Source organism: Sphingomonas sp. C3-2 (genome assembly GCF_033025475.1).
GTDB lineage: Bacteria > Pseudomonadota > Alphaproteobacteria > Sphingomonadales > Sphingomonadaceae > Sphingobium_A.
In genome coordinates this window covers 2,133,648-2,159,959 of the sequence record NZ_CP130322.1, presented here as the reverse complement: position 1 = coordinate 2,159,959, position 26,312 = coordinate 2,133,648, and the positions used below count along the sequence as shown (strand labels likewise).

20 protein-coding genes and 1 tRNA gene are annotated in these 26,312 nt (G+C 62.9%); 13 read left to right on the top strand and 8 right to left on the bottom strand.

Translation table 11 applies throughout. The features are described 5' to 3' along the window. Positions 1–82: 82 nt before the first annotated feature. The gene (locus QYC26_RS10415; protein ID WP_317512162.1) at positions 83–2,452 is read left to right on the top strand and encodes a TonB-dependent receptor; all 2,370 of its coding nucleotides are present in this window, start codon (positions 83–85) and stop codon (positions 2,450–2,452) included. Between the two features lie 50 nt (positions 2,453–2,502). Here QYC26_RS10415 and QYC26_RS10410 read toward each other — a convergent pair whose 3' ends face one another. From QYC26_RS10410 to QYC26_RS10395, 4 genes are all read right to left on the bottom strand, one after another. After that, the gene (locus QYC26_RS10410; protein ID WP_317512161.1) at positions 2,503–3,609 is read right to left on the bottom strand and encodes an alpha/beta hydrolase; all 1,107 of its coding nucleotides are present in this window, start codon (positions 3,607–3,609) and stop codon (positions 2,503–2,505) included. Positions 3,610–3,702: 93 nt separating this feature from the next. Beyond that, positions 3,703–4,575, bottom strand: coding sequence for a Coq4 family protein (locus QYC26_RS10405; RefSeq protein WP_317512160.1), 873 nt, complete (start codon positions 4,573–4,575; stop codon positions 3,703–3,705). Between the two features lie 58 nt (positions 4,576–4,633). Next, positions 4,634–6,373 (bottom strand): D-aminoacylase, encoded by a 1,740-nt coding sequence (locus QYC26_RS10400; protein ID WP_317512159.1) that lies wholly within the window; start codon positions 6,371–6,373, stop codon positions 4,634–4,636. 298 nt (positions 6,374–6,671) lie between these two features. Next, positions 6,672–7,352: a TetR/AcrR family transcriptional regulator C-terminal domain-containing protein gene (locus QYC26_RS10395; protein WP_317512158.1), complete on the bottom strand. Its 681-nt coding sequence runs from the start codon at positions 7,350–7,352 to the stop codon at positions 6,672–6,674. Between the two features lie 160 nt (positions 7,353–7,512). On the opposite strand from QYC26_RS10395, the gene QYC26_RS10390 reads away from it, so the two are divergent. Then, positions 7,513–8,652 carry a pyridoxal phosphate-dependent aminotransferase gene (locus tag QYC26_RS10390; protein WP_317512157.1) on the top strand — a complete coding sequence of 380 codons (1,140 nt, stop codon included), beginning with the start codon at positions 7,513–7,515 and terminating at the stop codon, positions 8,650–8,652. Here QYC26_RS10390 and QYC26_RS10385 read toward each other — a convergent pair. Continuing rightward, positions 8,644–9,390, bottom strand: a complete 747-nt coding sequence (locus QYC26_RS10385; protein ID WP_317512156.1) for a DUF72 domain-containing protein — start codon at positions 9,388–9,390, stop codon at positions 8,644–8,646. The genes QYC26_RS10390 and QYC26_RS10385 overlap by 9 nt on opposite strands. A 130-nt stretch (positions 9,391–9,520) precedes the next feature. Here QYC26_RS10385 and QYC26_RS10380 point away from each other — a divergent pair, with 130 nt between their 5' ends. Further along, positions 9,521–9,838 (top strand): alkylphosphonate utilization protein, encoded by a 318-nt coding sequence (locus QYC26_RS10380; RefSeq protein ID WP_317512155.1) that lies wholly within the window; start codon positions 9,521–9,523, stop codon positions 9,836–9,838. 153 nt (positions 9,839–9,991) lie between these two features. Here QYC26_RS10380 and QYC26_RS10375 read toward each other — a convergent pair whose 3' ends face one another. Next, positions 9,992–10,504: a hypothetical protein gene (locus QYC26_RS10375; RefSeq protein WP_317512154.1), complete on the bottom strand. Its 513-nt coding sequence runs from the start codon at positions 10,502–10,504 to the stop codon at positions 9,992–9,994. A gap of 60 nt (positions 10,505–10,564) precedes the next feature. On the opposite strand from QYC26_RS10375, the gene QYC26_RS10370 reads away from it, so the two are divergent. Continuing rightward, positions 10,565–11,038, top strand: a complete 474-nt coding sequence (locus QYC26_RS10370) for a heavy metal-binding domain-containing protein (protein WP_317512153.1) — start codon at positions 10,565–10,567, stop codon at positions 11,036–11,038. A 44-nt stretch (positions 11,039–11,082) separates the two neighbouring features. On the opposite strand, the gene QYC26_RS10365 is transcribed toward QYC26_RS10370, so the two are convergent. Next, positions 11,083–12,729, bottom strand: coding sequence for a M28 family metallopeptidase (locus QYC26_RS10365; RefSeq protein WP_317512152.1), 1,647 nt, complete (start codon positions 12,727–12,729; stop codon positions 11,083–11,085). A 225-nt stretch (positions 12,730–12,954) separates the two neighbouring features. Between QYC26_RS10365 and QYC26_RS10360 the strand changes: the two genes are divergently transcribed. The 4 genes from QYC26_RS10360 (at position 12,955) to QYC26_RS10345 (ending at position 17,187) form a co-directional block, all read left to right on the top strand. After that, complete coding sequence (locus QYC26_RS10360; protein WP_411197590.1) at positions 12,955–15,168, top strand: TonB-dependent receptor; 2,214 nt, start codon at positions 12,955–12,957, stop codon at positions 15,166–15,168. Then, positions 15,168–16,262 carry a PepSY-associated TM helix domain-containing protein gene (locus QYC26_RS10355; RefSeq protein ID WP_317512151.1) on the top strand — a complete coding sequence of 365 codons (1,095 nt, stop codon included), beginning with the start codon at positions 15,168–15,170 and terminating at the stop codon, positions 16,260–16,262. The genes QYC26_RS10360 and QYC26_RS10355 overlap by 1 nt, the downstream gene beginning before the upstream one ends. Before the next feature lie 167 nt (positions 16,263–16,429). Next, complete coding sequence (locus tag QYC26_RS10350; protein ID WP_317512150.1) at positions 16,430–16,825, top strand: hypothetical protein; 396 nt, start codon at positions 16,430–16,432, stop codon at positions 16,823–16,825. Positions 16,826–16,875: 50 nt separating this feature from the next. After that, positions 16,876–17,187 (top strand): hypothetical protein, encoded by a 312-nt coding sequence (locus QYC26_RS10345; protein WP_317512149.1) that lies wholly within the window; start codon positions 16,876–16,878, stop codon positions 17,185–17,187. 265 nt (positions 17,188–17,452) lie between these two features. Here the strand turns inward: QYC26_RS10345 and QYC26_RS10340 are convergent. After that, positions 17,453–17,539: transfer RNA gene (locus tag QYC26_RS10340), tRNA-Leu, on the bottom strand. A gap of 103 nt (positions 17,540–17,642) precedes the next feature. On the opposite strand from QYC26_RS10340, the gene QYC26_RS10335 reads away from it, so the two are divergent. The 5 genes from QYC26_RS10335 to QYC26_RS10315 all read left to right on the top strand — a co-directional run bounded on the left by QYC26_RS10335 (position 17,643) and on the right by QYC26_RS10315 (position 26,245). Further along, complete coding sequence (locus tag QYC26_RS10335) at positions 17,643–18,581, top strand: complex I NDUFA9 subunit family protein (RefSeq protein WP_317512148.1); 939 nt, start codon at positions 17,643–17,645, stop codon at positions 18,579–18,581. A gap of 101 nt (positions 18,582–18,682) precedes the next feature. Then, on the top strand, positions 18,683–19,489 hold the full coding sequence (locus tag QYC26_RS10330) for an undecaprenyl-diphosphate phosphatase (RefSeq protein ID WP_317512147.1): 807 nt from the start codon (positions 18,683–18,685) through the stop codon (positions 19,487–19,489). Between the two features lie 160 nt (positions 19,490–19,649). After that, the gene (locus QYC26_RS10325) at positions 19,650–21,104 is read left to right on the top strand and encodes an NAD(P)-dependent oxidoreductase (RefSeq protein ID WP_317512146.1); all 1,455 of its coding nucleotides are present in this window, start codon (positions 19,650–19,652) and stop codon (positions 21,102–21,104) included. A gap of 53 nt (positions 21,105–21,157) precedes the next feature. Continuing rightward, a complete protein-coding gene (gene gltB, locus QYC26_RS10320; RefSeq protein WP_317512145.1) occupies positions 21,158–25,687 on the top strand; it encodes a glutamate synthase large subunit in 4,530 nt (1,509 codons plus the stop codon). Between the two features lie 132 nt (positions 25,688–25,819). Next, on the top strand, positions 25,820–26,245 hold the full coding sequence (locus QYC26_RS10315) for a hypothetical protein (protein ID WP_317512144.1): 426 nt from the start codon (positions 25,820–25,822) through the stop codon (positions 26,243–26,245). Positions 26,246–26,312: the final 67 nt, after the last annotated feature.

Here is a 26,312-nt window from a genome sequence, read left to right as displayed (position 1 = left end):
TAGACCTTGTGCGTTTCAGCCTCTCCGATAAAACGGAACCAGCTATCGGAAATCATATCCGAAGCAACGGAGAGGAATTGCCATGAAGCAAATTCATGTTGCGTGCCTGCTTGCGTCCAGCACTCTTACCATCTTCACAGCCCAGCCCGCCTTCGCGCAGGATACCCAGGCGCCCGCTGCCCAGACGGCACAGTCGGATTACGGGCTGAACGAAATCGTCGTTACGGCACAGCGCCGCGAAGAAAGCCTGCAGGACGTGCCCGTCGCGGTTACCGCGATCAGTTCCGAACAGCTGGCGCAACTGCGCATCACCAATGTCAGCAGCCTGGCCGGGCTGGCGCCCAGCCTGCAGATCCAGATGCAGGGCATCCAGTCCACTCCCCTTATCAGCATTCGCGGCATCGCCTCGGGTACCAGCAACAACGCGGTCGATCCGAAGGTCGGCATGTATCTCGACGGCGTCTATATCGGCCGTACGGTGGGCGCGGTGTTCGATCTTGCCGATATCGAGCGCGTCGAAGTGCTGCGCGGGCCGCAGGGCACGCTTTTCGGCCGCAACGCCACCTCGGGTGCCATCAGCCTCATCACCGCCGCCCCCTCGGGTGAGTTCGGCGTCAAGCAGCTGGTTTCCTATGGCAATTACGATGCCTTTCGGGCGCGTACGGTGCTGAACCTGCCTGCGCTCGGCCCGCTCAGCCTCAAATTCGCCTATCTCCATGACGAGATGGAGGGTGATACCGACAATCTGATCGGCGGAAAGACAATCGACTTCAGCCTGCGCGAACCGCGCTTCAAGCCGATGACCTATGCCAAGAAGCTGGGCGGGCGGAACATCGACGCCTTCCAGGCCAGCGCGCGGCTCGATCTCAACGACGTCACGATCGATTATCATTTCGACCATACCGATGCCCGGACAACAGGCCGCGCCACGCAGCAACTGGGGCTCCTCCCCGACACCTCGGGGGCCATCGCAGGCGGGATCTATCAATTCCAGCCGATGTTCGGTGGCGTCACCAACCTGGCAACCGAACGCCTTGATGCCGTCGCCAATGCCACCAGCGTCGAGCATATGACCGTCACCGGCCACAATCTGACGATCACCTGGAATCAGAGCGATGCCGTCACGGTGAAAAGCATCACCGGCTTCCGCAAACTTAACCAGCGCCCCAATATCAACGATCTCGCGGCAACGGGCGGGATTCGCTTTACCGCAGCTCAGTTTGGCGCATTGCTTCAAGGGCAGGGCGCCGCGATCCCAACCTTGCCCATAGGGCCCAATGACTCGCTCTTCACGCTATTGACGGCGCGTAGTTCGAAACAGAGGCAGTTCAGCGAGGAACTGCAGTTTCAGGTCACGCAGGACGCCTTCGATCTCGTCGCCGGCATGTTCTACTTCAACGAACGTTCGCCCGCGCTCGACGTGCTCGGCATCTTCCAGCCTGTGTCGAACGGTGTCGTATTGCCGACCCCGCTCGACACCGTGTTCGGCAGCGGGGTTACCGAAACCGTCGCCAAGAACAGCTCGATGGCGCTCTATGGCCAGGCCACCGTTCACCTGACCGATCAGCTCGATTTTTCGGCGGGTCTTCGCTACACCTCGGACAGCCGATCGACCGATCTCATCAGTGTTTCGGGCGGACAGGGCGGACAGCTCAAACCCGGCCTCTACAAGTCCGATTATGAAAAGTTCAATTACGCCGCGATCCTGACCTGGAAACCCAATTCCGATGTCACCGCCTATGGCAAGGTCTCGACGGGCTATGTTTCGGGCGGCATTCTAGGCGCGATCCCTTACGGCCCGGAATCGTTGACGGCTTATGAAATCGGCGTGAAATCGTCGCTGTTCCAGAACCGCCTGCGCGCCAATGGCGCCGTGTTCTACATGGACTATAAAGATCTGCAGACGCAGAACTTCATCGACGGTGTCCAGTTCTTCAGCAATGCCGGCAAGGCCAACATCAAGGGCTTCGAGCTTGAAATGGACGCGATACCGGTAAAGGGGCTGACCCTATCGGGCAATATCGGCTATACCGATTTCAATTATAAGACCTTCATCCTGGCAGGCCGCGATGTGGCAGATGTTGCACGGCCGACCTACACGTCGAAATGGACCGCACGCGTCGCGGCGCAATATGACCTGCCCGAATTTGACGGCGGGGGACGCCCCTTTGGCCGGGTCGAGGGCCGGTATCGTTCGAAGAACTATCTGACCTCGACACCGGTGGAGAACCCCGCGCTCGAGAAGCTCAACACGGTAAAGGCCTATTGGCTCGTCGACGCCCGTGCGGGCATTGCCGGCCTGCCGCTCGGCGGTATCGATGTCGATCTGTCGGTCTGGGCGAAGAACCTGTTCGACAAGGATTATTACAATTTCGGCGCGCCCGTGGTCGCACTGACCAATGTCTATGACATTGGCCGCACTTACGGCGTCGACCTTACCGTCGCATTCTGACGCGACGCCAAGAGTTAACTGGGCGGGCGGCCATATGGCCGCCCGTTTTTTTATTGCCCGAGCCTGCGATCGAAAAAGCCGACCATGACCTGAAACGCATCGCGCGATTCCGGAAGGTCGACATCGGCAAAAAAGAAATGCTGGAGCCCGTCCCACAGATGAAGCTCGGCTTCGGCACCCGCCTTGATCAGCGCACGGTGCGTATTGAGCGCCGCACTCATCGCGAAATCACGCGTCGAGCTGATGAGCAACGTGGGCGGGAACTTGGCCAACACCTCCGGATGGCGCGACGGCGATACCATTGGATCGGCCATATCCACGCCGGCGAAATAGGGGTTAGCCGCCATGTCACGCGCAGGGCCAGACGGGGGAGCGGGACGGCCGTTGAGCACCGACCCGGTATAGCGGGAATCGCCTTCCCCCAGATCCCCCGCCGATGCACAGAAAATGCCGATGGCACCGGGCCGCGGCAGCCCCTGTTTCTGGAACCATGCCGCGGCCTGTGCCGCCAGCAGCCCGCCCGCCGAACAGCCAAAAATGCCGATATTCTCGGGCTTGTAGCTTTTCAGGAGATCGCGATAGACCGTCGCGACATCTTCGCTTCCCGCAGGAAAACGATGCTCGGGCGCCTGCCGGTAATCCACCGCGACGACGCGGTACCCCCCCAGCCCCGCGACGGGGATGGATTCCAGCTGCCCATTGGTGCGCGCGCCCATCATAAAGCCGCCGCCATGCAGGTTGATCAGCACCTTGGCCTTGTTATGCGGGGCAACCCCGCCCGCCGGCTCGATGGTTTCGGTGTAGACGCCGCCGATCGTCTGCGGCGTGATTTTCACTGGAAAGGCCGCACGGGCCTTGGCGATCCGGGGTTCCAGATAGTCACGATCGAGAATCTTGCGCTGTTCGGCAATGGGCAGCGTGTGCATGCGCGCAATCGGCGAAGCATAGAAAGCGGGCGAATGCTCCTCGATGAAGCTGCGGCGCGCGACATCGCTGGCGAAGGATGAAAAATCCGCTTCGAAGCCCGGCACGGTGAGCGCGCCGGCGTCGTTGACGCTCGGGCGCTCCGGTGATGCCTTGGGCGCCTGCGCCAACGCCCCTGCGCTCCAAGCCAAGCACAAGGCAGCCATCCCCGCCAATTTTGCGTGTAGCGTCATCCTTTCCCCTTTCCTCTCTGAACCACGCACAAAAAAGGGCAGCCGGCTGATCGAACCGGCTGCCCACCCCCAACTTGCTGTTTGTCCGATGCCTTATTCGGCCGCCATCGCGTGGATGCCGTGCGACGGACGCGGATCTTCCGCAATCGCGTTGGTCCAGTCCCAATATCCCGATGGCGGGGCACCGGTGATGCCATATTCCTCGCGAATATCCTCGATCTTCCAATCGACCATGTCGCGCCAGGGAAGAAGCGTCAGCGGCTTCTTCCAGCTGTTGCCCTGGGCTGCGCCGATATCCATCGCCTTGTGCATTTCGACGAGCGCCTTGGGATAATGCAGGCCCGCCTTCATGATCGATTTCGACTTGAGATAGGTCGGCACGCGCATGAACACGGCGGCGAGTTCGGGCTTGAAGTAATTGCAGAAGCCACGGAAATTCGCTTCGAGCAGCGCGATTTCACCACAGAAATTGGTTTCGAAACCCGTCACCATATGCTCGATGTCATGGGTGAGCGTGCGTTCCTTGAGATAATATTCGTAGTCGCTGCGAACCTGCATGCCCTGGAAGAAATAATCCATGTTGTAGCCGCTGTTCGCGATGAAATCGTAGATCACCGCACCGAGCGTGCCGGGCTTTGAATCCTTCACTTCCTCGGCCTTGAAGTCCGAGAGCAGGCGACGATCAAGCCAGGCCCGGAATTCGGGAAGGCGTTCGGCCTCTTCCTGGATCATCTGCTCGATCGCCGGCACATCTTCCAGCTGGTGGAGGATCTGCGCGACTTCGGGGATGAACGCGGTATTCGGCATGTCCGCGCCGTTCTTGCGCAGGAATTCCTGCGCGATCAGCGCGCGAAGCGGCCCATGGTTCAGATAACGCGAGCTGCTGATGAGCACCGAGGATTCGGTCTCGTGCTTGGTGATCGCGCCGTTGAAATATTCAAAATCGGCCTGACTGACGTTCGACATTGTTTTCCCCTCCTGAGGAAAAAAGGGGACGGGCGCACCGCCCCCTTCCATGCATTATTTACTCGGCGGCGATGGCGACGCTCTGGTCGTTGGCCGGGGCCAGGAATTCGCCGGGGGTTGCGCCGGTATATTGCTTGCCGTCGAACACGGAGACGCCGTTGACGAGCGTCAGACGCATCGGTGCGGGCGGGCGCGTGAAGCGCCAGCTGGTGCCTCCCTTACCATCGGGCACGTCGAAACGCTTTTCCATGTTCTGATACTGGACCTCGTCGAGGTTGAAGACGACGACGTCCGCGCGCTTGCCGACCTTGATCTCGCCGCGATCGGTGAGGCCGAAGAAATTGGCGAGCTTGCCGGTCATGACATGGACGGCCTGTTCCAGGCTCATCAGCTTTTCGTCACGCGCATATTTGGTGAGCAGCAGGATGTTTTCGCCGCCTCCGCACAGCATCTGGAGATGCGCACCGGCGTCGGAAATATTGCCCACGGTCCGCGGGTCGTTCATCAGTTCGATGGTCAGCTGCTCGTCCTTGGGGAACGGTGCCATGTGCACGGTCGAGCGCGTGCCATTGGCGAGGATCCATTCCGCCATCGCGTCCGAACGGTGCAGACCGCGTTCATCGGCATATTCCTTGAGCGTGATGCCCGTGGGCCCGACGCCGTTTTCGGAATCGATGAGGTACAGATCCTGCGGGTTGTTCATCGGCGAGTGCGGCCAGGCCTTGGTGTCCCAGCTTTCGCGCGCGCGGGCGCGCCAATCGGCATCCGCGAGCAAGCTGGCCTTTTCCTCATGCGTGTCGGCCAGAACGACTTCGTGCCAGACATAGTCGTTCGACTGGGCGAAGATCAGCGACTTGACGAGGCTGAGCGTGCTGGTGGGCGAGACATGCGCGATGCCGGGCCAGATATCGATGCCATTGGCGCGCATCGATGCGACGCGTTCCTGCATCACGGGCTTGATGTCCTTCTGGAAATCGAGCGTGGGGACGGCGCCGGCAACCTGCATGCGGATGTTGCGGCCCTTGATCAGGCGCTCAAGACGCTCGAGCGATGCCGGGCCGGTCTTACGCATGAAGGTGTCGATGATGACCTGATAGGTCGTCCCCGGATAGCGTTCGAGAACCTCGAACAGCGCGACGAACTCGGCGTCATCGGCCTTGAGCGTCGGGATCGGGCGATCCTGACCGTCATGATCGTGCAGATTGTCGGACATGCCGAGCGCGCCAGCGGCGAGCGCATCGTCGAGCAGTTCTGCCATTTCCTTGATTTCATCGGCGGTGGCGGCGCGGTCCCAGGCCTCAAGGCCCATCACGGCAAGGCGGATCGCGATATGGCCGACAAACGCGGCATAGTTGGCGGGCACCTTCACCTTGCTGGTGAGCGACGCCTTATATTCCGACCACTTGTTCCAGTCCCAGGGCAGGTTTTCGACGAAGGGGCCTTCGGGAATATCCTCGAAGAACGAGAAGATCTTGATCATTTCGAGCTGGGCGGCCTTGTCCTTCGAGACCGGCGCGGCGGTGAAGCCGCAATTGCCGAGAATGACCGTGGTCGCGCCGCAGCCGGGCAGCGGATCAAGATCGGGCTGCCACCACATGGTGCCGTCATAATGGGTGTGGCTTTCGATGAAGCCAGGCGTCACCATGCAGCCATTGGCGAAATAGACCTTTTCGGAACCCGGCTTCAGATCTTCGCCGATTTCCACGATCGTGCCGCCGTTGATGCGCACGTCCGATTTATACGCAGGCGCGCCGGTGCCGTCGACGACGGTGCCGCCCTTGATCAAAATATCCGACATCCTCTTCTCCTCACCCATTTGTCATTTGCCCTGGTTTTTCAGGCTATAATTGCGCTGGGATGGCCGGGTGAGGCGCGACCGCACGACAGAAAGGCCGGATAATCCGGCTGATTTCCGCTTACGGACGCATGCATATAGTGATGCCAATTACCTCTCCCGCGCCGATGTCGGCCATCAACCACGAGCACATGGCGCAAATGCACCGAGTCCCGCGACGGATAGGCCGCCCGACATTTCGGAACCTACATACCAAAATTTTGGATGGCAAGCGATCCGTAAGGGAGGATCGGTAAAATGCTTACGCTTTGCGCTGGGCCGCAAGCCCGCTGATGATCAGGTCAAGCCCGGGTTTCCAGTTCGAGACCGAGGCTTCGTCGAACAGCCCGTGCGCCGCCGCGCGCGCATAGGGAAGCGCCTCGGCGTCATAGTCCGAAATCGTATCGGCGAACTTTGCCTCGCGCGTCGTGCCCGCGGCGTGCAGCGCCATATGGTGGATATGCGCCAGCGCGGCACCACCGACCTGGTGGCCGACAAGCCGGCACAGCTGCCCGGCCTCCTCCGCCTCGAAACCGCGCTCGACCAGCGCGGCGATCAGCATATCGACGAACTCAAGCTCCATCGCGACGCCGTAGCCGCCGTCCATATAGGTGTTGAGCGTGTAGGAATCCTGGCTGATCACGCTGTACAGCGACGCCGCATATTCGCGCACCACATCGCCCCAGCTCATATCCGACGTCACGATGAACGGGCGCGACGAGCGCCGGGTCAGCGCCAGCCGGATCAGTTCGTCGCGATCGGCGACATAACGATAGATGGTCGCAATCCCGACACCCAGATCGGCGGCGAGCTTTTTCATGCTGAGGTTTTCAAGCCCCATATCGTTCGCCGCATCCAGCACCATGTCCAGCGTCAAGCGGCGCGGCCGGCCGGCCTTGCGGTTCGCTGTCTTGGAGTCGGGCTGCTGCGTATCGATCATCATGGCGCCCCTTCTTTCCGAGATCGCCGCCAAAATCAAATCCGGAACGCAGGTTCGGTAATTCTTGCATGCCCGTTCAACTGGCAATCGGCCGCCGCAGCGCCTATGCCGCGCGCATACGGCGCCACCGCGCCACACCGATATATTGCAAAGGACGTTCATTTTGGTTGCGCAGGTCGATCCCTTCTACGCCATTGGTCTCAGCCGGCTGGCACATCAGTTGAAGGCGGACGGGCTGGACATCATCCATATGGAATTCGGCCAGCCTTCGACCGGTGCGCCACAAGCCGCCATCGCCGCCGCGCATAGCATCCTCGACAGCGATCCGATGGGCTATTGGGAAAGCACCGCGCTGAAAGAGCGTATTGCCCGGCATTATGCCGAAAGCCACGGCGTTGCCGTCGACCCCGAACAGGTGATCCTCACCTGCGGCGCGTCGCCCGCGCTCGTCCTCGCGCTCAACACCGCGTTGCCAACCGGCGCGCGCGTTGCGCTCGCGCGCCCAGGCTATGTCGCCTATCGCAACAATCTGAAGGCGCTGCACATGGAGCCGGTGGAAATCACCTGCGGCCCGGCAGAACGATACCAGCTTACTGCGGCTGCGATCGCCGCGATCGAACCGGCGCCCGACGCCGTGATCATCGCCAGCCCCGCCAATCCGACCGGCACGATCATCGCCGAGGGTGAACTCCGCGCGATCGCCGCGATCTGCGCCGAACGCGGCATCCGCATCATCTCGGACGAAATCTATCACGGGCTGAGCTATACGGGCGCTGCGCATTCGATGCTCGAGTTCGCGCCCGACGCCTTCATCATCAACAGCTTTTCCAAATATTTCAGCATGGCCGCCTGGCGGCTGGGATGGCTCATCGCACCGCTCGATCAGGTTGATCCGGTGCGCGCACGGATGACCAACCTCTTCCTCACCCCGCCCTCGCTCAGCCAGCATGCCGGGCTCATCGCCTTTGATTGCCGCGACGAACTGGAAGGCCATGTCGACACCTATCGCCGCAACCGTGCGCTGCTGCTCGACGCGCTGCCGGGCCTCGGCCTTAATGCCATCGCACCGCCAGACGGTGCCTTCTACATCTATGCCGATATCGGCCACCTCACGCAGGACAGCCTGGCCTTTTGCGAAAAGCTGCTGCGCGAAACCGGTGTCGCCACCGCCCCCGGTGTCGATTTCGACCCGGTCGAGGGGCATCATTTCATGCGGATCAGCTTTGCCGTGTCGACGCCGCTCGTTGAACAGGCGCTCGTGCGTCTGGCCGAATGGTTTCCGAAACAGCCGCGCCTAGCCTAGACGCGCCATCAGCGCTTCGGCAGCCGCCGGGGCGCGCACCTTTGCGCCGTTGATCATGAAGACGAAGACGTCGCGTCCGCCGTCGCGCCATGCCTTGGCCTGTTCGGCCCAGCGGTCGAGCGCTTCGGACGTATAGCCCGCAGGCTCGGCCTCCTCGGCATCCTGCAACCGGGCATAGGTGAAATCGGCGGTCTGCTCGGGAAAGCAGGGATGTTCGCGTGAATCGGCGAACACCACCGCAGCATTCGCCTTGCGCGCCATTTCGAAAAACGCCGGATCGTTGAAACTCTCGTGCCGCACCTCAAGCGCGTGGCGCAGGCGCACACCGTCCCGGCGTTCAGGCAGCAAGGCCAGAAACGCGGCAAAGTCCTCCGCGTCGAAATGCTTGGTTCCCATGAACTGCCACAAGATCGGGCCCAGCTTGCTGCCGAGTTCAGTCAGCCCCTGCCCCAGAAACCGGTCGATCGATTCCCCTGCCTCGGCCAGCACCTTGCGATTGGTGCAATAACGTGAGGCCTTTACCGTGAAGACAAAGTCGTCGGGAACCGCGGCCGCCCATTTGCGAAAGCTGTCGGGTGACTGGAGCCGATAATAGGTGCCGTTGACCTCGATCGCGCTGACACGCGAGGCCGCATGCTCAAGTTCGCGGGCATGGGGTAGCCCCTTGGGAAAGAAGGTTCCGCGCCAGGGCTCGTAGGTCCAACCGCCAATGCCCACCCGGATGCGTCCGTCAGCCATGCGATCCTCCCTGATTTGATCTGCACCAAGTGTGTCGCGGATCGGGCGTCTACGCAATCGCGCCTATTTCCCGATTGACGCGCCTTGGCGTAGGGACACCGCATAACCCCAATTTTGAAATGGACAGGCGATGAGCACCGACACCGACACCGACGAAGAATATGTGTATGACGAAGCCACCGGCGAATGGATCAGCGCGGAAGAGGCCGCCGGGCGCAGCAGCAGCGCAGGTGCCGTCGAAGTACGCGACGCGGTGGGCAACCTGCTGGTCGATGGCGACAGCGTGACGCTGATCAAGGATCTGAAGGTAAAGGGCGCCAATCAGACGCTGAAGCGCGGCACGGTCATCAAGTCGATCCGCCTGACGGGCGACGAACAGGAAATCGATTGCCGCCACGAAACGATCAAGGGCCTCGTCCTGCGCGCGGAGTTCGTGAAGAAACGCTGAAGCGGCCCCAGCACTTGGCCCTGTTCCCGAAGGGATCGGAAAGCAGGGCCGGTGCTGTCCTGACCGTTCCTTGAGAAACGATCACCGTCCCCCTATCCCCCCTAAACTGAACGGGAAATGACAGCTTTTCAAAATAATGTCAGGCGCGCCCGGTTAGCGGCCGCCGACTAGCCCGTGATCGCCGTCGACAAACCCCGTCACCAGTTCGCCCGCCTTCAGCTTCGCATTGTTGCCCCGCGCCAAAAGGCCCAGCACCCCGATCGCGACGACGCTGACGACCGTTTCGGGCGCCCCCGACTTTCCCTTGTCCTGATCGGTGCCTGTGAGCGCAATGGTCTGGCCGCGCCATTCGAGATGCAGCAGCCGAACGCTCAATTTCCCCGACTGCCCCAGAATGCCGTTCTTTTCGGCATCGACCACTTCGCCCACCGCTTTCGTGCCGACCGGGATCACGACCGCGCCGTTCTGGCTGACGGGGGCGTGGACGCGGAGCACAAAGCGATCGCCGGGCTTTGCGGTCTTGGTCGTCACCTCGTTCAGAACCATCAACTGCACCGGCGTGCCGCTGCGTAATACCGGCGCTGCCGTCACCTCCGCCGCGGCCGCCACGCCATTTGGCAACACCAAGGCGCATGCAAGCGCAGCCGCCCAAAGCCCGTTGGCCATCGATCCCCTTCCCCCCAATTTTGCCGGAGGATGCTGTGCATACGCGGAACGCGCAAGACGGTGATTGACGATCATCCTGACGCCATGTCAGCCTCCAGCACCTTGATAGGGGGAGGAAATATGCGTCATCCGGTTCTGGCCGCGCTTTGCGTGGGCATTCTTTTTACGTCTCCGGCAGTGGCCGGAAAACAGTCCCGACAATTTGTGGTGATGAACGACGCGGTCGGCGTCCCCGTCTTTCCGCACGACATCACCGACAGGCCCTATACCGTGATCGGCGAGGTCAAGGCGGGGGTGCGCAAGGCAACGCTGTTCAGCAGCGAGGCCTCGCAGGAGAAAATCTACAAGGAGCTTTGGGAGCGGGCGGACAAGCTGGGCGCGGATGCCGTCATCAACGCGCAATATGGCAATTCCCACGTCTCGGCGATGAGCTGGGGCAAGACCAACGCCACCGGAACCGCGATCCGCTTTACGGACGGCGCGGCTGCCACCGCAGAGCCGGCGGCCGCCGCGCCGGCGGACAATCCGAACTGAGCCCATATTGAGGGGAAGGGCAGTCACCCTTCCCCGCACACATCTTATTTCCGGTCAGCAGCGCTTTCATCGCGCGTGCCGCGGAATTCCGAATTGGCCGACCAGTTGGGCCAGTCGGTCGAATTGGCAAGATCGTTGCCCACGTCGAAAAGCAGCGCGATGTCGGCAGCGAGACCCTTCATATTGAAATCGGGGCTCCATTCGTCGGCGGGCTGGTGATAGCGCTTGGCAGTATAGTCCTTGCTCAGTTCTTCCGCGCGGGCGAGGCCGCCATCGACCAGATCATTACCCGCGCCGTAAGAAATGGCAGGTACGCCGCGCTTGGCGAAGGGAAAGTGATCCGAACGATAGAAGCCGCCGGCTTCGGTGCGCGGATCGGGGCTGTAGACGCGGTTATGCTTCTTGCCCTCGGCCACCAGACGATCGAGCAGGCCAAGCTCGGCCGTTCCCGAAATGGTGAAGTTGCGCGCCGGGCCGTTGACGCCGAACCCGTCCATGTTGAGCACGCCGGCGGTCTTGGCGAGCGGGTAGAGCGGGTTGGCGGCGTAGAATTCGGAACCCAGTAGCCCCTTTTCTTCAGCCGTCACCGCAAGGAACACCACCGAACGGGCGGGACGCGGTGCCTTGGCGAAGGCGCGGCCCATTTCGATCAGCGCCGAGGTGCCCGTCGCATTGTCGACCGCGCCGTTATAGATCGTGTCACCATTCGCATCGGGTGCCGCGACGCCAAGATGGTCCCAATGCGCGGTGTAGAGCACGGTTTCGTCGGGACGTGTCTTACCCGTGACGCGGCCGACCACGTTGCGCGAGGTGATGACTTCGCTGTTCACGGCGAAATCCGCAGAGATCGTTGCCTTCAGCGGCACCGGCTGGAAATCGCGCGCGCGCGCCTTCACCTTCAGATCTTCGAAATCGAGGCCCGAGGCCTTGAACAGCGCCACCGCAAGATCACGCTGGATCCATGCCTCAAGCGGCGCATGCGCCTTGGCCGGATCGTCGCGCACGATGTCGAACATCGTGTTGGTGTTCGAATTCTTGACGGTAGCCCAGCCATAGGATGCCGGCGCGGTTTCGTGGACGATCAGCGTGCCCAGCGCGCCTTTCCGCGCGGCTTCCTCGAACTTGTAGGTCCAGCGGCCATAATAGGTCATCGCCTTGCCGCCGAAATCGCCCTGCTGCGTCTCGAAATCGGGGTCGTTGACCAGTACGACGAGGATCTTGCCCTTGACGTCGAGACCCTTGAAATCGTCCCAGTTGCGTTCGGGCGCGGTCACCCCGTAGCCGACGAACACCAGCGGGGCGTCGGCGATAGTCACCTGCTTCTGCCCGTTGAGCGCGGCGCGCACCGCGATTTCTTCACCCTGGGTCAGCGCCTGCGGGCTGCCCGCCACGTTCAGCGAAACTTTGGGCGTGCCGGTGATCTCGGCGCGCAGCAGCGGCACCGCCTGCGTCCAGGCACGCTTGCCATCCGCGCCCTTGTCGCCGCCCGGCTCCAGTCCGGCCGCCTTCATCTGTTCGGTGAGATAGGCGACGGTTTTGGTTTCCCCCTCGGTCGCCGGGCCGCGCCCTTCGAACGCATCCGAAGACAGCGTCTTGATATGCGCATTGAGGCGCGCCTCATCGACGGCCGGTGCGGCCAGCGTCGCCGCCGGAGCAAGCAAAAGGGTAGAGGCAAGCAGCAGTGATTTCACGGCTATTCCTTTGCGTTGATGCCGGCGGCAGGACGCAGCCGGTTGCTATGCAACCGTCATAATCGCTCGCCCTTCCCTCGTCACCGGGAAACACCCGCAATTTTGCTTCCAACATCGTTGGTTGCGCAACAGCATTTCGCACCATCGGACGCTGTTGAGAGTCAATTGCAAGAGATGCCTTTGTCGGGTAAAGGCCGCGCCACATATAGGGGAATTGCAGATCCAATGAGCCTTCGAGTCGTCCTGCTGATGGCCAGCGCCTCCACCTTCGCGCTGCCCGCAACCGCCTTCGCCCAGTCCGCATCGCAACAGACGGGCGACCAGGAAAACATCATCGTCACCGCAGCGCGCACGGCGCTGCCGCCCAACGCGCTGCCGCTGACGATCGATGTGATCGGCAAGGAAAGCCTTGATCAGCAGATCGCGATCTCGGGATCGGTCACCGATGCGGTGTCCACGCTCACGCCCAGCTTTTCGCCGACACGCCAGAAGCTGTCGGGTTCTGGCGAAACGCTGCGCGGCCGCTCGCCGCTCTATGCGATCAACGGCATTCCGCAATCGACGCCGATGCGCGACGGCAGCCGCGACGGCTTCACCATCGACGGCTTCTTCGTCGACCGCGTCGAGCTGATCTACGGCTCGAACGCGCTGCAGGGCATTGGCGGCACGGGCGGCATCGTCAATCAGGTGACGGTCGGCGCTCCCACCAAGGAAGGCATTAGCGGCCGCGTGCTGCTGCAGGGCACCGCCGATAATGATTTCAGCAGCGACGGCCTGGGCGGCAAGGTTGCCGGATTGGTCCAGTACAAATCCGGCCGCTTCGATGCGACCGTGGGTGCCGCCTGGGAAAAGCGCGGTGCGTTTTACGACGGGCAGGGGCGCCGCGTCGGCCTCAACCTCACCCAGGGCGAAACGCAGGATTCGCAAACGCTCTCGCTCTTCGGGCGCTTTGGCTATGAATTGTCGTCGACCGCCCGGCTCGACCTGATTGCCAGCCGCTATGAACTCAAGGGTGACGGCGATTATGTCGCGCTCGCCGGCGACCGCGTAACTGGCCTGCCGACCAGCGCCGTGCGCGGCGACCCGCCGGGCAAGTCGGCACAGAGCCGCACCGAAAGCGTCGCGCTGTCGCTCACCGACAGCCAGCTGGGCGGTGGCCATTTCGTCAGCCAGATCTTCTTCAACCGTAGCCGCGACACGTTCGGCGGCGAAATCAATCCGCAGGCGACCTTCCAGGATCCCGCGCTCGCCCCCGTCGGCACGCTGTTCGACCAGTCTCAGAACCGCTCGCGCAAGCTGGGCGCCAAGATCAGCTATGAACGCGCGGTTCCGGGCTTCGAGGATCTGACGCTCACCGCCGGGTTCGACGCGCTGTTCGACAAGACCGAACAGGCGCTCATCGCCACCGGCCGCGTCTGGGTACCGCCCAGCGATTTCCGCAGCCTCGCACCCTTCGGCCAGGCCAATCTCAAGCTGTTCGACGGGATCGTCCGTCTCGCTGGCGGGGTGCGCTGGGAAAATGTCCAGATCAAGATCGACGATTATCACACGCTGGCCGCGACCACCTGCACCGCCACCCCACCCGCCACGAGTTGCGATTTATCGAGCTATGGCGGAGTCGATGTCGCGGGGGCGAAACCCAGCTTCAAGGACCTGTTGATCAACGGGGGCGTCATCGTCGAGCCGTGGGACGGCATTCGCGCCTATGCGAGCTATGCCGAGGGCTTCACCGTTCCCGACATCGGTCGCATCACCCGCGCGGTCGGCAAAGCGGGCTTTTCGGTGAGCTCGATCGGGATCGATCCGATCGTGTCGAACAATCGCGAGATCGGGCTGGAAGTGAAGCGCGGACCGCTTGACGCCTCGGCCGCCTATTTCTGGTCGTCGAGCGACAAGGGGCAGTTGCTCATCGCAGGCACCGATCGCAATTTCGACGTCCAGCGCCTGCGCATGGAAATTCAAGGGCTTGAGCTCAATCTGGGCGTGCGGATGCCGATCGACGGGCTCAAGCTCAATGTCGGGTACGCCCATATAAAGGGGCGGTACGACAGCGATGCCTCGCGCGGGGCGCCCGATGGGATCGTCGACACCGATCTCGATGGGGTCAACATCTCGCCTGATCGCGTCAATCTGTCGGCGAGCTACAATCGCGGGCCGATCTCGGCACTGGTCCAGACCCAGTTCTTCCTGTCGCGCACCTTCCATGCCGATGCCGACAAGCCCCAGCCCGATGCGCGCAACGATTTCGGCGGCTATAACATCACCGATGCCAGCATCCGTTACGATACCGGCTTTGGCGGGCTGAGCCTGTCGGTCCAGAACCTGTTCGACAAATTCTATATCGACTATTCCAGCGACACACGCCTGCCGACCGATCCGCTTTCCTATTTTGCGGGCCGTGGCCGGACGTTCACGCTTGGCTGGGATTACCGCTTCTGATGCGCATCATCGATCTGCTGCACCGCTGGACGGGGGGCCTGATCGGCCTCCTGCTCGCGGTGCTCGGGCTCTCCGGGGCGATCCTCGTTTTCCGGGATCAGTGGAATTTCCTGCCCCATGCGCGCGATACGCAGATCCGCGATGTCGGCGTGATCTCCGACGCCGTCGGCCGGATCATGGCCGATCCCGCCGCACGGCCCGAGTCGATCCTGTTCGCCTCCAAAGATCTGGGCCTCCACCGGCTTCGCTTCGAGGGTGACGCCGGCGCTTATACCGATCAGGCGGGCGAACAGATCACGCGCTGGGCCAGCAAATGGGACCGGGTGGAACTCTGGCTCTTCGATTTCCACCACTATCTCTGGTCGGGCAAGACCGGCGCGATCATCGAAGGCTGGCTGGCGCTTATCGGCATCGGCTTCGTCGTCACCGGCCTCATCCTCTGGTGGCCGCTGCGCAAGACCTTCTCGCTGCGCGCCTGGCCCGCGCGGATGAGCCGCCCGGCAATCGTCCGCCATCACCGCGATCTTGGTGTCGTCGTTGCACCACTCCTCCTCATTTCCTGCCTGACCGGCGCGATGCTGACGCTCAAGCCGGTGGCCGGCTTCCTGCTCAGCCCATGGTCTTCGCCGAAAGAGATCGTGAAGAGCCTTGAGGCGCCCGAGACAAAGGGCGGGCCGCTTGCCGCCAATCCCGATTGGCGCGCCATGCTCACCGCCGCGCACCAGCGCTTTCCTCAAGCCGAATTTCGCGGCCTCGGCCTGCCCGACGAGCCCGGTGAGCTCATCACGCTGCGCATGAAGCAGCCTGAGGAATGGTTGCCCAATGGCCGCACCATGATCTGGTTCGATCCGGCGACCGGACGGATCGTCGAGGCGCGCGACGCGCTTGCAATGCCGCGCGGGGCACAGCTCTTCAACCTCCTCTACCCGCTCCATGCCGCCAAGGTCGGCGGACTGGCATACAAGCTGCTGATGACCGTATCCGGCCTCTCCCTCGCCATGCTCGGCTCGCTCACCGTCTGGAGCTTCTGGTTCCGCCGCCCCCGCAAGCGCGCGGCGGGCCGCGTGCCTGCACGCCCGACAGTCAACGCCTGAGCGGCCCCGTTTAGGCCGGTTTCAAGGGGAAGCGCATCAGAGCGTTCCCCCGAAACCACTACCAAGCGCACAGGGTGGGTGCCGCGTGGGATGCATATGATGGTCTAAACCACCGGCCCATCCGCCGCGATTGGCCTTTTGCGGCGCGACCCGGTACAGCGGCCGGGATGGAGCGTAGCCCCGCCCTTGCCTGCCTGCGCGGCTGGATCGCGTCGCACCTGCTGTCACTGCTCGCGCTCATGGTGCTGGCAGGGCAAGGTACGGCGCTGCTCGCGGCGGAGCGGGACGATCCGCTTGCACCGACGCCCTTCTCGATCGAGGCCCGGCCGCTTCACGCCATCATTGCGCAGTACCGCGCGGGCGACAGCCTTCAGGCCACGCGCGCGCAGGCGCCCGATCCAGCCAAGTCCGGCCCGGGCACGCCGCCCTTGCTGGCCAGCCTCACCTTTACGGCGCCACGCAATAGCCGCAGCGCCGAACATGCCGCAGAGCGCGCCCGCTGGGCGCTGCGCGATCGCCGCGATCATCCCTTTCAGGCCCGGGCACCCCCGATTTCCTCGTGACCCCGCACCGTTGCGGGATTGCTTTTCATCACATCATCACGAGGACCATCATGACCCTTTCCCGCTCGGCCGATCCGGCCGCGCCGTACGAGCGCGCGCATTTCGAAAACCTGCTCCGCCGCTATCCCGAAATCGACGCGGAGGCGTTGACGACACTGCTTGATTTCCTGGCCGACGGTCCGATCATCGATCTCGGCCATATCAAGGGCGATCCGACGCTCGCCGCGATTACCGCGCGCGTGAAGCAGGAACATCCGGCCCGCTTCCGCACCACACCGATCCAGCATCTTCGGCAATGGGCGCTGCTGCTCATCCCGTTCATAGCGATCTGCTGGTATGTTTGGGATTATGGCGTGCACTGACGCCTGTTTTTCGTCCTCGGGGCCTTTCAGCCCCGAGGATCCCTTTCAAGCTGCGCGCACCGACCGAAAATCAGGGGCGGCAGGACACCCGCAACACCCGCTCAGGCAGGCCGATACGCCGCTAAAAATGTTTGATCAAAAATTTAAATAAGGGATTTGGGCCGCAACCGGCACCGCCGATCCGAACGGCTTGTTCGCGGACACTTACCGTGTCGCGAACCGCCTAACCGTCGGATTTTTCGGCATTGTTCATCCCGAAAAGGGATGGTGCCCAGGAGAGGACTCGAACCTCCACGCCCTTGCGAGCGCCAGCACCTGAAGCTGGTGCGTCTACCAATTCCGCCACCTGGGCACGGGGTAGGGCTGCGCCGATAGCGGCCCCCAACGATGCTTGTCAACACGTTCTTGAACGGGCATTGATTTTTTCCGACAAAAATCTTCCGGGGACAGGTGCCATGAACCGGCTGATCGTGATGTTTGGTGGCAGCGGCTTTCTGGGCCGCTATATCGCGCAGGAATTGCTCTCAACCGGTGTCCGCGTGCGCTTCGCCGAACGAGACCCCCGCCGCGCCTGGTTTTTGAAGCCACTTGGTGAGATCGGGCAAACCCAATTCGTCGCCGCCGACATCACCCGCAAGGACAGCGTGACCCGCGCGGTGCAGGGTGCCGATGCCGTGATCAACCTGGTCGGCGTACTCGATGGGTCGTTTCAGAAAATTCATGTCGACGGCGCGCGCAACGTGGCCGAGGCGGCGGCCAGTGCCGGGGCAACCGCGTTTGTCCATGTTTCGGCGCTGGGCGCCGACGCGAAATCCGAATCAAATTATGGACGCACCAAGGGCGAAGGCGAGGCCGCAGTCCGCGCGGCCTTCCCGGCAGCAACGATCCTGCGCCCGTCGATCATCTTCGGGCCGGAGGATCAGTTCACCAACCGCTTCGCCGGCCTGATCCGCGCGCTGCCGATACTGCCGATCATACGCGGCGCGGCGCGCTTCCAGCCGGTCTATGTTTGCGACGTGGCGCGCGCGGCCGCCCAGGCGCTGCTCGATCCCACCGGTCATGCGAGCAAGACCTATGAACTTGGCGGCCCCGAAATACTCAGCATGGCCGAAATCAATCGCTGGCTGGAAAAGGCCACCGGCCGCGACCGGATCGAGATCGCGGTGCCCGACTGCGTTGCCGGCCCGATGGCCCGCCTGTTTGGCTGGGCCCCCGGCGCGCCGATCACCTGGGATCAGTGGCAGATGCTGCAGAGGGACAATATCGTCGCCGACGCCGCCGAGGGGTTTTCGGCGTTCGGCATCACCGCCACCGCGCTCGATGCCGTTGCACAGAACTGGCTGGTGAAATATCGACACCTGGGTCGCTTCCGCGCGGATCGCAGCACCGCCTGACGCGTTCCCGCCTTTTCGTGTCGAGCCAGCCGAGGGCACGAGTTCCTTGAGATCGTCCCCCTCGGCCATGCTCGGGGCGATCCGGCAGGAGATTCGCGTCCATGACCTCCGGTGACGTGCTTACCTATATCCTCCTCGGGATTATCGAGGGGCTTACTGAATTCCTTCCCGTTTCCTCCACCGGCCATCTTATCCTCGCCAGCGCGTTGCTGGGTTTCGAGGGCGAATCCTCGGTTGCGTTCAAGATCGCGATTCAGTTGGGCGCCATCCTCGCCGTGATCGTCGCCTATTGGGGGCGCTTCTGGGGCGTGGCCAAGGGCCTGACGGCGGGCGATCGCGGCGCCATTGCCTTTACCCGCAACATCATCCTCGGCTTTCTTCCCGCAATGGTAATCGGCGTCATCGCCTATGACGCGGTGCGCGCGGCGATCCAGACCCCGATCATTGTCGCCGTGATGCTGATTTTGGGCGGCGTCGCCATTCTCGCGATCGAACGCATGGTGAAACAGGTGCGTTTTTCGAGCGTCGAGGAACTGCCCTTCGGCACCGCGCTCAAGATCGGCGTCGTCCAGTGCCTTGCGATGGTTCCTGGCGTCAGCCGCTCGGGCGCCACAATCATGGGTGCGCTTTTGATGGGGGTCGAGCGCAAGACGGCCGCGGAATACAGCTTCTTCCTTGCCGTCCCCACGATGATCGCCGCCACCGTCTATGCGCTGTGGAAGGACCGGGCTCTGCTTAGCCTCGACGATCTTGGCGCAATTGCCATCGGTTTCTCCACCGCCTTCGTCGTCGCGCTGCTTATCGTGAAGGCCTTTGTCGCAATGGTCTCGCGCTTCGGTTTCGCGCCTTTCGCCTGGTATCGAATCATCCTCGGATCGGTGGCCCTGATCTGGCTTTTGACGCGATAGGACCGATACGGCCATATATTGCAGCACAATATTGCGAGGTAATCGCAACAACGAGTGGATTTGAGATAAATAGGGAAGCTATACTGCCCTATAATGCAGATTCAGCGTGACAGGCCTCGGTTTTCGGTTATCGGCTCTCTCCAATTGACGGAGGAAACCGATGGCCGAAACGCCGATGCTGAAATTTGTGGGTGTCTCTCAGGACTATCCTGCAAAACGTGCAGCCGAACTACGCGCGGAAGATTTCAAGGAAATTTCGGCCCGCTTTCCGGTAGAGAAAGCCGAGGAACAGGCCTCGCGCTGCTCGCAGTGCGGCGTTCCCTATTGCTCGGTCCACTGCCCGCTGCACAATCACATCCCCGATTGGCTGCGCCTCACCGCCGAAGGCCGTCTGCGCGAAGCCTATCAACTGTCGAACAGCACCTCGACCATGCCCGAGATCTGCGGCCGCATCTGCCCGCAGGACCGGCTGTGCGAAGGCAATTGCGTCATCGAATTTTCGGGCCACGGCTCGGTCACCATCGGTTCGGTTGAAAAGTTCATCACCGACACCGCCTGGGAAGAAGGCTGGGTCGAACCGCTCGTCGCGGGCAAGGCCACCGGCCAGTCGGTCGCCGTGATCGGTGCCGGCCCGGCCGGTCTCACCGCCGCCGAATATCTCCGCGTCGCGGGCCACGACGTGCATGTCTATGACCGCCACGACCGTGCCGGCGGTCTGCTGACCTACGGCATCCCGGGCTTCAAGCTCGAAAAGGATATCGTGATGCGCCGCGTCGAGCGCCTGAAGGAAGGCGGCATCGTCTTCCACCAGAGCTTCGAAGTCGGCCGCGATGCCACGCTCGACGAACTGCGCAAGAAGCATGACGCCGTGCTGATCGCCACCGGCGTCTACAAGCCGCGCGCCATTAAGGCACCGGGCATCGGCACCGCGGGTATCGTCGAATCGCTCGATTATCTGATCGCGTCGAACCGCAAGAGCTTTGGCGACACCGTTGCCGCGTTCGAAAGCGGCGCGCTCAATGCCGAGGGCAAGAATGTTGTCGTGATCGGCGGCGGCGATACCGCGATGGACTGCGTCCGCACCGCGCTGCGCCAAGGCGCAAAATCGGTGAAGTGCCTCTATCGCCGCGACCGGGCCAATATGCCGGGTTCGCAGCGCGAAGTGGCCAATGCCGAGGAAGAAGGCGCCGAATTCGTGTGGCTCGCCGCCCCCGAAGCCTTTGACGGCACCGACACGGTCACCGCCGTCCGCGCCACCAAGATGCGCCTCGGCCAACCCGACGCATCGGGCCGCCGCGCGCCCGAACCCGAACCGGGCAGCGAGTTCCGCCTCGACGCCGATCTGGTGATCAAGGCGCTCGGCTTCGACGCCGAGGACCTGTCGCGTTTGTTCGGCAACGAGGATCTGACCGTCACCCGCTGGGGTACCGTCCGCGTCGATCACAAGACGATGCAGACCAGCGTCGACGGCGTCTTCGCCGCCGGTGACATCGTGCGCGGCGCCAGCCTTGTCGTCTGGGCGATCCGCGATGGCCGCGACGTCGCCGAACACATGCAGGCCTATCTGAAGGCGAAGGCCAAGGCCGCGCCGCAAAAGGCCCTCGAGCCGGCATAAGGGTTCGCCCTGATGCCCCGCCCGCCCGAATTTTGAAAAGAAGCGAAACGACCATGACCAAGCAGTTCAACATCGACGCCGAACGCGAACGTCTCGCCCGCGAGGGCATGTATCGCCCCGAATTCGAATCCGATGCCTGCGGCGTCGGCCTCGTCGCCGCCACCGATGGCAAAGCCTCGCGCCGCGTGGTGTCTTCGGCAATCGACGCGCTGAAGGCCGTCTGGCATCGCGGTGCCGTCGACGCGGATGGCAAGACCGGCGACGGCGCCGGCATCCATGTCGACCTGCCCGTCCGCTTCTTCGACGACGCGATCGCGGCGGGCGGCCATGATCCGCTGCCCAACCGCCTTGCCGTTGGCATGATCTTCCTGCCGCGCACCGACCTGCACGCGCAGGAAACCTGCCGCACGATCGTCGAATCCGAAATCATCGATGCGGGCTACACCATCTATGGCTGGCGCCAGGTGCCGGTCGACGTGTCGGTCATCGGCCGCAAGGCGCAGGAAACGCGCCCCGAGATCGAACAGATCATGATCGCGGGCCCGATGCCCGGCGCGCAGGATGCCGCCGAGTTCGAAAAGAACCTCTATCTCGTCCGCCGCCGGATCGAAAAGAAGGTGATCGCCGCGCAGATCTCGGGCTTCTACATCTGCTCGCTGTCGTGCCGCTCGATCATCTACAAGGGCCTGTTCCTCGCGGAATCGCTCTCGATCTTCTATCCCGACCTGCAGGACGAGCGTTTCGAAAGCCGCGTGGCGATCTTCCACCAGCGTTATTCGACCAACACCTTCCCGCAATGGTGGCTGGCGCAGCCTTTCCGCTGCCTTGCCCATAACGGCGAAATCAACACGATCCGTGGCAACCAGAACTGGATGAAGAGCCACGAGATCAAGATGGCGAGCCTCGCCTTTGGCGAGCATTCGGAAGACATCAAGCCCGTCATCCCGGCAGGTGCGTCCGACACCGCCGCGCTCGACGCCGTGTTCGAGGCGATCTGCCGTTCGGGCCGCGATGGCCCGACCGCCAAGCTGATGCTCGTCCCCGAAGCATGGCAGGCCGCCAATGAAATGCCCGCCGAACATCTCGCGATGTACGAATATCTCGCCTCGGTGATGGAACCGTGGGACGGCCCCGCCGCGCTTGCGATGACCGATGGCCGCTGGGTCGTTGCCGGCATGGATCGCAACGCGCTCCGTCCGCTCCGCTTCACGCGCACGACCGACAATCTTCTGATCGTCGGTTCGGAAGCCGGCATGGTCGTCGTGCCCGAAACCTCGGTGGTCCAGAAGGGCCGCCTCGGGCCGGGCGAAATGATCGCGATCGACCTCGACGAGGGCGAACTCTACAACGACCGCGCGATCAAGGACCGGATCGCGGGCGAACAGCCCTATGCCGATCTCGTCGGCAACTTCCTCACCATCGACGACCTGCCTGCAGCACCCGCAAACGCAACGCCGACATATGACCGGGCGGACCTCACCCGCCGTCAGGTTGCCGCCGGCCAGTCGCTCGAGGACATGGAACTGATCCTGTCGCCGATGGTGGAGGATGCGAAGGAAGCCGTCGGCTCGATGGGCGACGACACCCCGCTCGCCGTCATCTCGAGCAAGCCGCGCCCGATCAGCCAGTTCTTCCGTCAGAACTTCTCGCAGGTCACCAACCCGCCGATCGACTCGCTGCGCGAAACGCAGGTGATGAGCCTCAAGACGCGGTTCAGCAACCTCGCGAACATCCTCGATCGCGAAGCGCAGAACGATCACGTTCTGGTGCTCGAATCGCCCGTGCTCACCTGCTCGGAATGGACTCGGCTGAAGAGCTATTTCGGCGCGCAGGCAGCCGAGATCGACTGCACCTTCCCCACCGGCGGTTCGCATGATGATCTGCGCGCCGCGATCCAGCGCATCCGCGCGGAAGCCGAGCAGGCCGTTCGCGAAGGCCGTTCGGAAATCTTCCTCACCGACGAGAATGTCGGCCCGGATCGCATCGCCATCGCTGGCGTGCTCGCCGCCGCCGCCGTCCACACGCACCTCGTGCGCAAGGGCCTGCGTTCCTACGCATCGGTCAACATCCGCACTGCGGAATGCCTCGACACGCATTATTTCGCGGTGCTGATCGGCGTCGGCGCAACCACCGTGAACGCCTATCTGGCCGAAGCGGCGATCGCTGATCGCCACGCCCGCGGCCTGTTCGGCGAGATGGCCTTCGAAGATTGCCTGAAGCGCCACAAAAAGGCGGTCGATGACGGCCTGCTCAAGATCATGTCGAAGATGGGGATCGCTGTGATCTCCAGCTATCGCGGCGGCTATAACTTTGAAGCCGTTGGCCTGTCGCGTGCGCTGGTCAACGATCTCTTCCCCGGCATGCCGGCCAAGATCTCGGGCGAAGGCTATGCTTCGCTCCACTATAGCGCGGTGACGCGTCACGAAGCCGCGTTCGACAAGGCCGTCGTCACGCTGCCGATCGGCGGTTTCTATCGCCAGCGCGCTGGCGGCGAGACCCATGCCTATTCGGCACAGTTGATGCACCTGCTGCAGACCGCTGTCGCCACCGACAGCTATTCGACCTATCTGCAGTTCTCGCGCGGGGTGCGCGATCTGCCGCCTGTCTATCTGCGCGATCTGCTCGAATTCAACTTTGCGAATGAGCCGGTGGCGATCGACAGCGTCGAATCGATCACCGAGATCCGCAAGCGCTTCGTCACCCCGGGCATGTCGCTCGGCGCGCTCTCGCCCGAGGCGCATGAAACGCTCGCGATCGCGATGAACCGCATCGGCGCCAAGGCCGTGTCGGGCGAAGGCGGCGAAGACAAGATCCGCTACCAGCCCTATGAAAATGGCGACAACGCCAACTCGGTGATCAAGCAGGTCGCCTCGGGCCGGTTCGGCGTCACCGCCGAATATCTCGGCGCGTGCGAGGAAATCGAGATCAAGGTTGCCCAGGGTGCCAAGCCCGGTGAAGGCGGCCAGCTGCCCGGTTTTAAGGTGACCGAATTCATCGCCCGCCTGCGTCACTCGACGCCCGGCGTGACGCTGATCTCGCCCCCGCCGCACCACGACATCTATTCGATCGAGGATCTGGCGCAGCTGATCTACGATCTGAAGCAGATCAACCCGCGTGCCCGCGTCGGCGTGAAGCTCGTCTCCTCGGCCGGTATCGGCACCGTGGCGGCGGGCGTTGCCAAGGCGCATGCCGACGTCATCCTGATCGCCGGCCATGTCGGCGGCACCGGCGCTAGCCCGCAAACCTCGGTCAAATATGCCGGCACGCCGTGGGAAATGGGCCTCAGCGAGGTAAACCAGGTCCTGACGCTCAACGGCCTTCGCCACCGCGTCAAGCTGCGCACCGACGGCGGCCTCAAGACCGGTCGCGACATCGTGATCGCCGCCATCCTCGGCGCCGAGGAATATGGCATCGGCACGCTCTCGCTCGTCGCCATGGGTTGCATCATGGTGCGTCAGTGCCACTCGAACACCTGCCCGGTCGGCGTCTGCACGCAGGATGACAAGCTGCGCCAGAAGTTCACCGGCTCGCCGGAAAAGGTCATCAACCTGATGACCTTTATCGCCGAGGAAGTGCGCGAGATCCTGGCGCGTCTGGGCTTCCGTTCGCTCGACGAGATCGTCGGCCGCACCGAGTTGCTCCGTCAGGTCAGCCGCGGCGCCGAGCATCTCGACGACCTCGATCTCAACCCGATCCTCGCCAAGGTCGATGCCGATGACGAGAAGCGCCGCTTCAACATCGACACCTTCCGCAACGATGTGCCCGACAGCCTCGACGCACAGCTGATCGCCGATGCCAAGGCCGTGTTCGAACGCGGCGAAAAGATGCAACTGACCTATACGGTGCGCAACACGCACCGCGCGGTCGGCACGCGCTTCTCGTCTGAAATCACGCGCCGCTTCGGCATGTCGAAGCTCGCCGATGGCCATGTTCAGGTGCGTCTGCGCGGCTCGGCCGGCCAGTCGCTTGGCGCGTTCCTCTGCAAGGGCATCACGCTCGAAGTGTTCGGCGACGCCAACGACTATGTCGGCAAGGGTCTGTCCGGCGGCGTCATCTCGGTGCGCCCGATGGTCAGCTCGCCGCTGGAAAGCCGCCGCAACACCATCATCGGCAACACCGTTCTCTACGGTGCGACCTCGGGCAAGCTCTACGCCGCAGGCCAGGCCGGTGAACGCTTCGCCGTCCGCAACTCGGGCGCCGATGTGGTTGTCGAGGGCTGCGGCGCGAATGGCTGCGAATATATGACGGGCGGGACTGCCGTCATTCTCGGCAGCGTCGGCCAGAATTTCGGCGCCGGGATGACCGGGGGCATGGCCTTCATCTTCGACGAGGATGAAAATTTCGAACGTCGCGCCAACCCCGACAACATCATATGGCAGCGTCTGGACTCGGCGCATTGGGAGGCCCGTCTCAAGTCGCTGATCGCCGAGCATGCGCTGGCCACCGACAGCAAATGGTCGAACGCGATCCTCGACGACTGGGATCGCCGTCGCCATCAGTTCTGGCAGGTCTGCCCGAAGGAAATGGTGTCGCGCCTCGCCCATCCTCTGAGCGACGCGGCCGAGGTGATCGCCGCCGAATAAGCGCGGTTGCGCCACCAGAAACGCCGAGCCGGCTCCGTCGAAAGACGGGGCCGGCTTTCGTTCAGGCCCAGCTCAGGCTACTATCTCTATTCATTCCGCTTTCCGCGTCCGTGCCTGCACGAAGGATCTGCCATGCGCCGCAACGCCGTCATCTTCGCCTCGCTCCTGTTGGTCTCAGCCCCTGCCGTTGCCCGGGATGCGCCCGAGGCCGATCTTGCGCGCAAGATCGGTGACCCACGCGTCCAGGAACATGTGGCGGATGTGATTTCCGGCGCGATGGGCGCGGTGCTCGACATGCGGATTGGCAAGCTTGAAAAGGCCATCGATCCCCGCTCTGAAGCATCCGACGATGATACCGTGCGCGACCGCGTGGCCGATGGAGACCCTGACGTCGAATCGCGCATGGCTGATCGCAGCCGGGCGATGACCGGGGTGATGGCGGGTGCCAGCGCGCGCCTTGCCGACATGCTTCCCGGGTTGCGCGCGGCGATGGGCGATATTCTTGGTCAGATCGGCGATATCGGTGGGCGAATGGGTGATCTGACCGGCGATTATTGACGGTCTTTCGGCACATCTGACGCTAATTGTCATTCCCGGCCAACAAGCCGGTATCAAAGGCTGGACG

Coding starts and splice junctions, on each gene's coding strand:
- QYC26_RS10415 (WP_317512162.1), top strand. CDS start 83: ATGAAGCAAATTCATGTTGCGTGCCTGCTTGCGTCCAGCACTCTTACC.
- QYC26_RS10410 (WP_317512161.1), bottom strand. CDS start 3,609: ATGACGCTACACGCAAAATTGGCGGGGATGGCTGCCTTGTGCTTGGCT.
- QYC26_RS10405 (WP_317512160.1), bottom strand. CDS start 4,575: ATGTCGAACGTCAGTCAGGCCGATTTTGAATATTTCAACGGCGCGATC.
- QYC26_RS10400 (WP_317512159.1), bottom strand. CDS start 6,373: ATGTCGGATATTTTGATCAAGGGCGGCACCGTCGTCGACGGCACCGGC.
- QYC26_RS10395 (WP_317512158.1), bottom strand. CDS start 7,352: ATGATGATCGATACGCAGCAGCCCGACTCCAAGACAGCGAACCGCAAG.
- QYC26_RS10385 (WP_317512156.1), bottom strand. CDS start 9,390: ATGGCTGACGGACGCATCCGGGTGGGCATTGGCGGTTGGACCTACGAG.
- QYC26_RS10380 (WP_317512155.1), top strand. CDS start 9,521: ATGAGCACCGACACCGACACCGACGAAGAATATGTGTATGACGAAGCC.
- QYC26_RS10375 (WP_317512154.1), bottom strand. CDS start 10,504: ATGGCCAACGGGCTTTGGGCGGCTGCGCTTGCATGCGCCTTGGTGTTG.
- QYC26_RS10360 (WP_411197590.1), top strand. CDS start 12,955: ATGAGCCTTCGAGTCGTCCTGCTGATGGCCAGCGCCTCCACCTTCGCG.
- QYC26_RS10355 (WP_317512151.1), top strand. CDS start 15,168: ATGCGCATCATCGATCTGCTGCACCGCTGGACGGGGGGCCTGATCGGC.
- QYC26_RS10350 (WP_317512150.1), top strand. CDS start 16,430: ATGGAGCGTAGCCCCGCCCTTGCCTGCCTGCGCGGCTGGATCGCGTCG.
- QYC26_RS10345 (WP_317512149.1), top strand. CDS start 16,876: ATGACCCTTTCCCGCTCGGCCGATCCGGCCGCGCCGTACGAGCGCGCG.
- QYC26_RS10335 (WP_317512148.1), top strand. CDS start 17,643: ATGAACCGGCTGATCGTGATGTTTGGTGGCAGCGGCTTTCTGGGCCGC.
- QYC26_RS10330 (WP_317512147.1), top strand. CDS start 18,683: ATGACCTCCGGTGACGTGCTTACCTATATCCTCCTCGGGATTATCGAG.
- QYC26_RS10325 (WP_317512146.1), top strand. CDS start 19,650: ATGGCCGAAACGCCGATGCTGAAATTTGTGGGTGTCTCTCAGGACTAT.
- gltB (WP_317512145.1), top strand. CDS start 21,158: ATGACCAAGCAGTTCAACATCGACGCCGAACGCGAACGTCTCGCCCGC.
- QYC26_RS10315 (WP_317512144.1), top strand. CDS start 25,820: ATGCGCCGCAACGCCGTCATCTTCGCCTCGCTCCTGTTGGTCTCAGCC.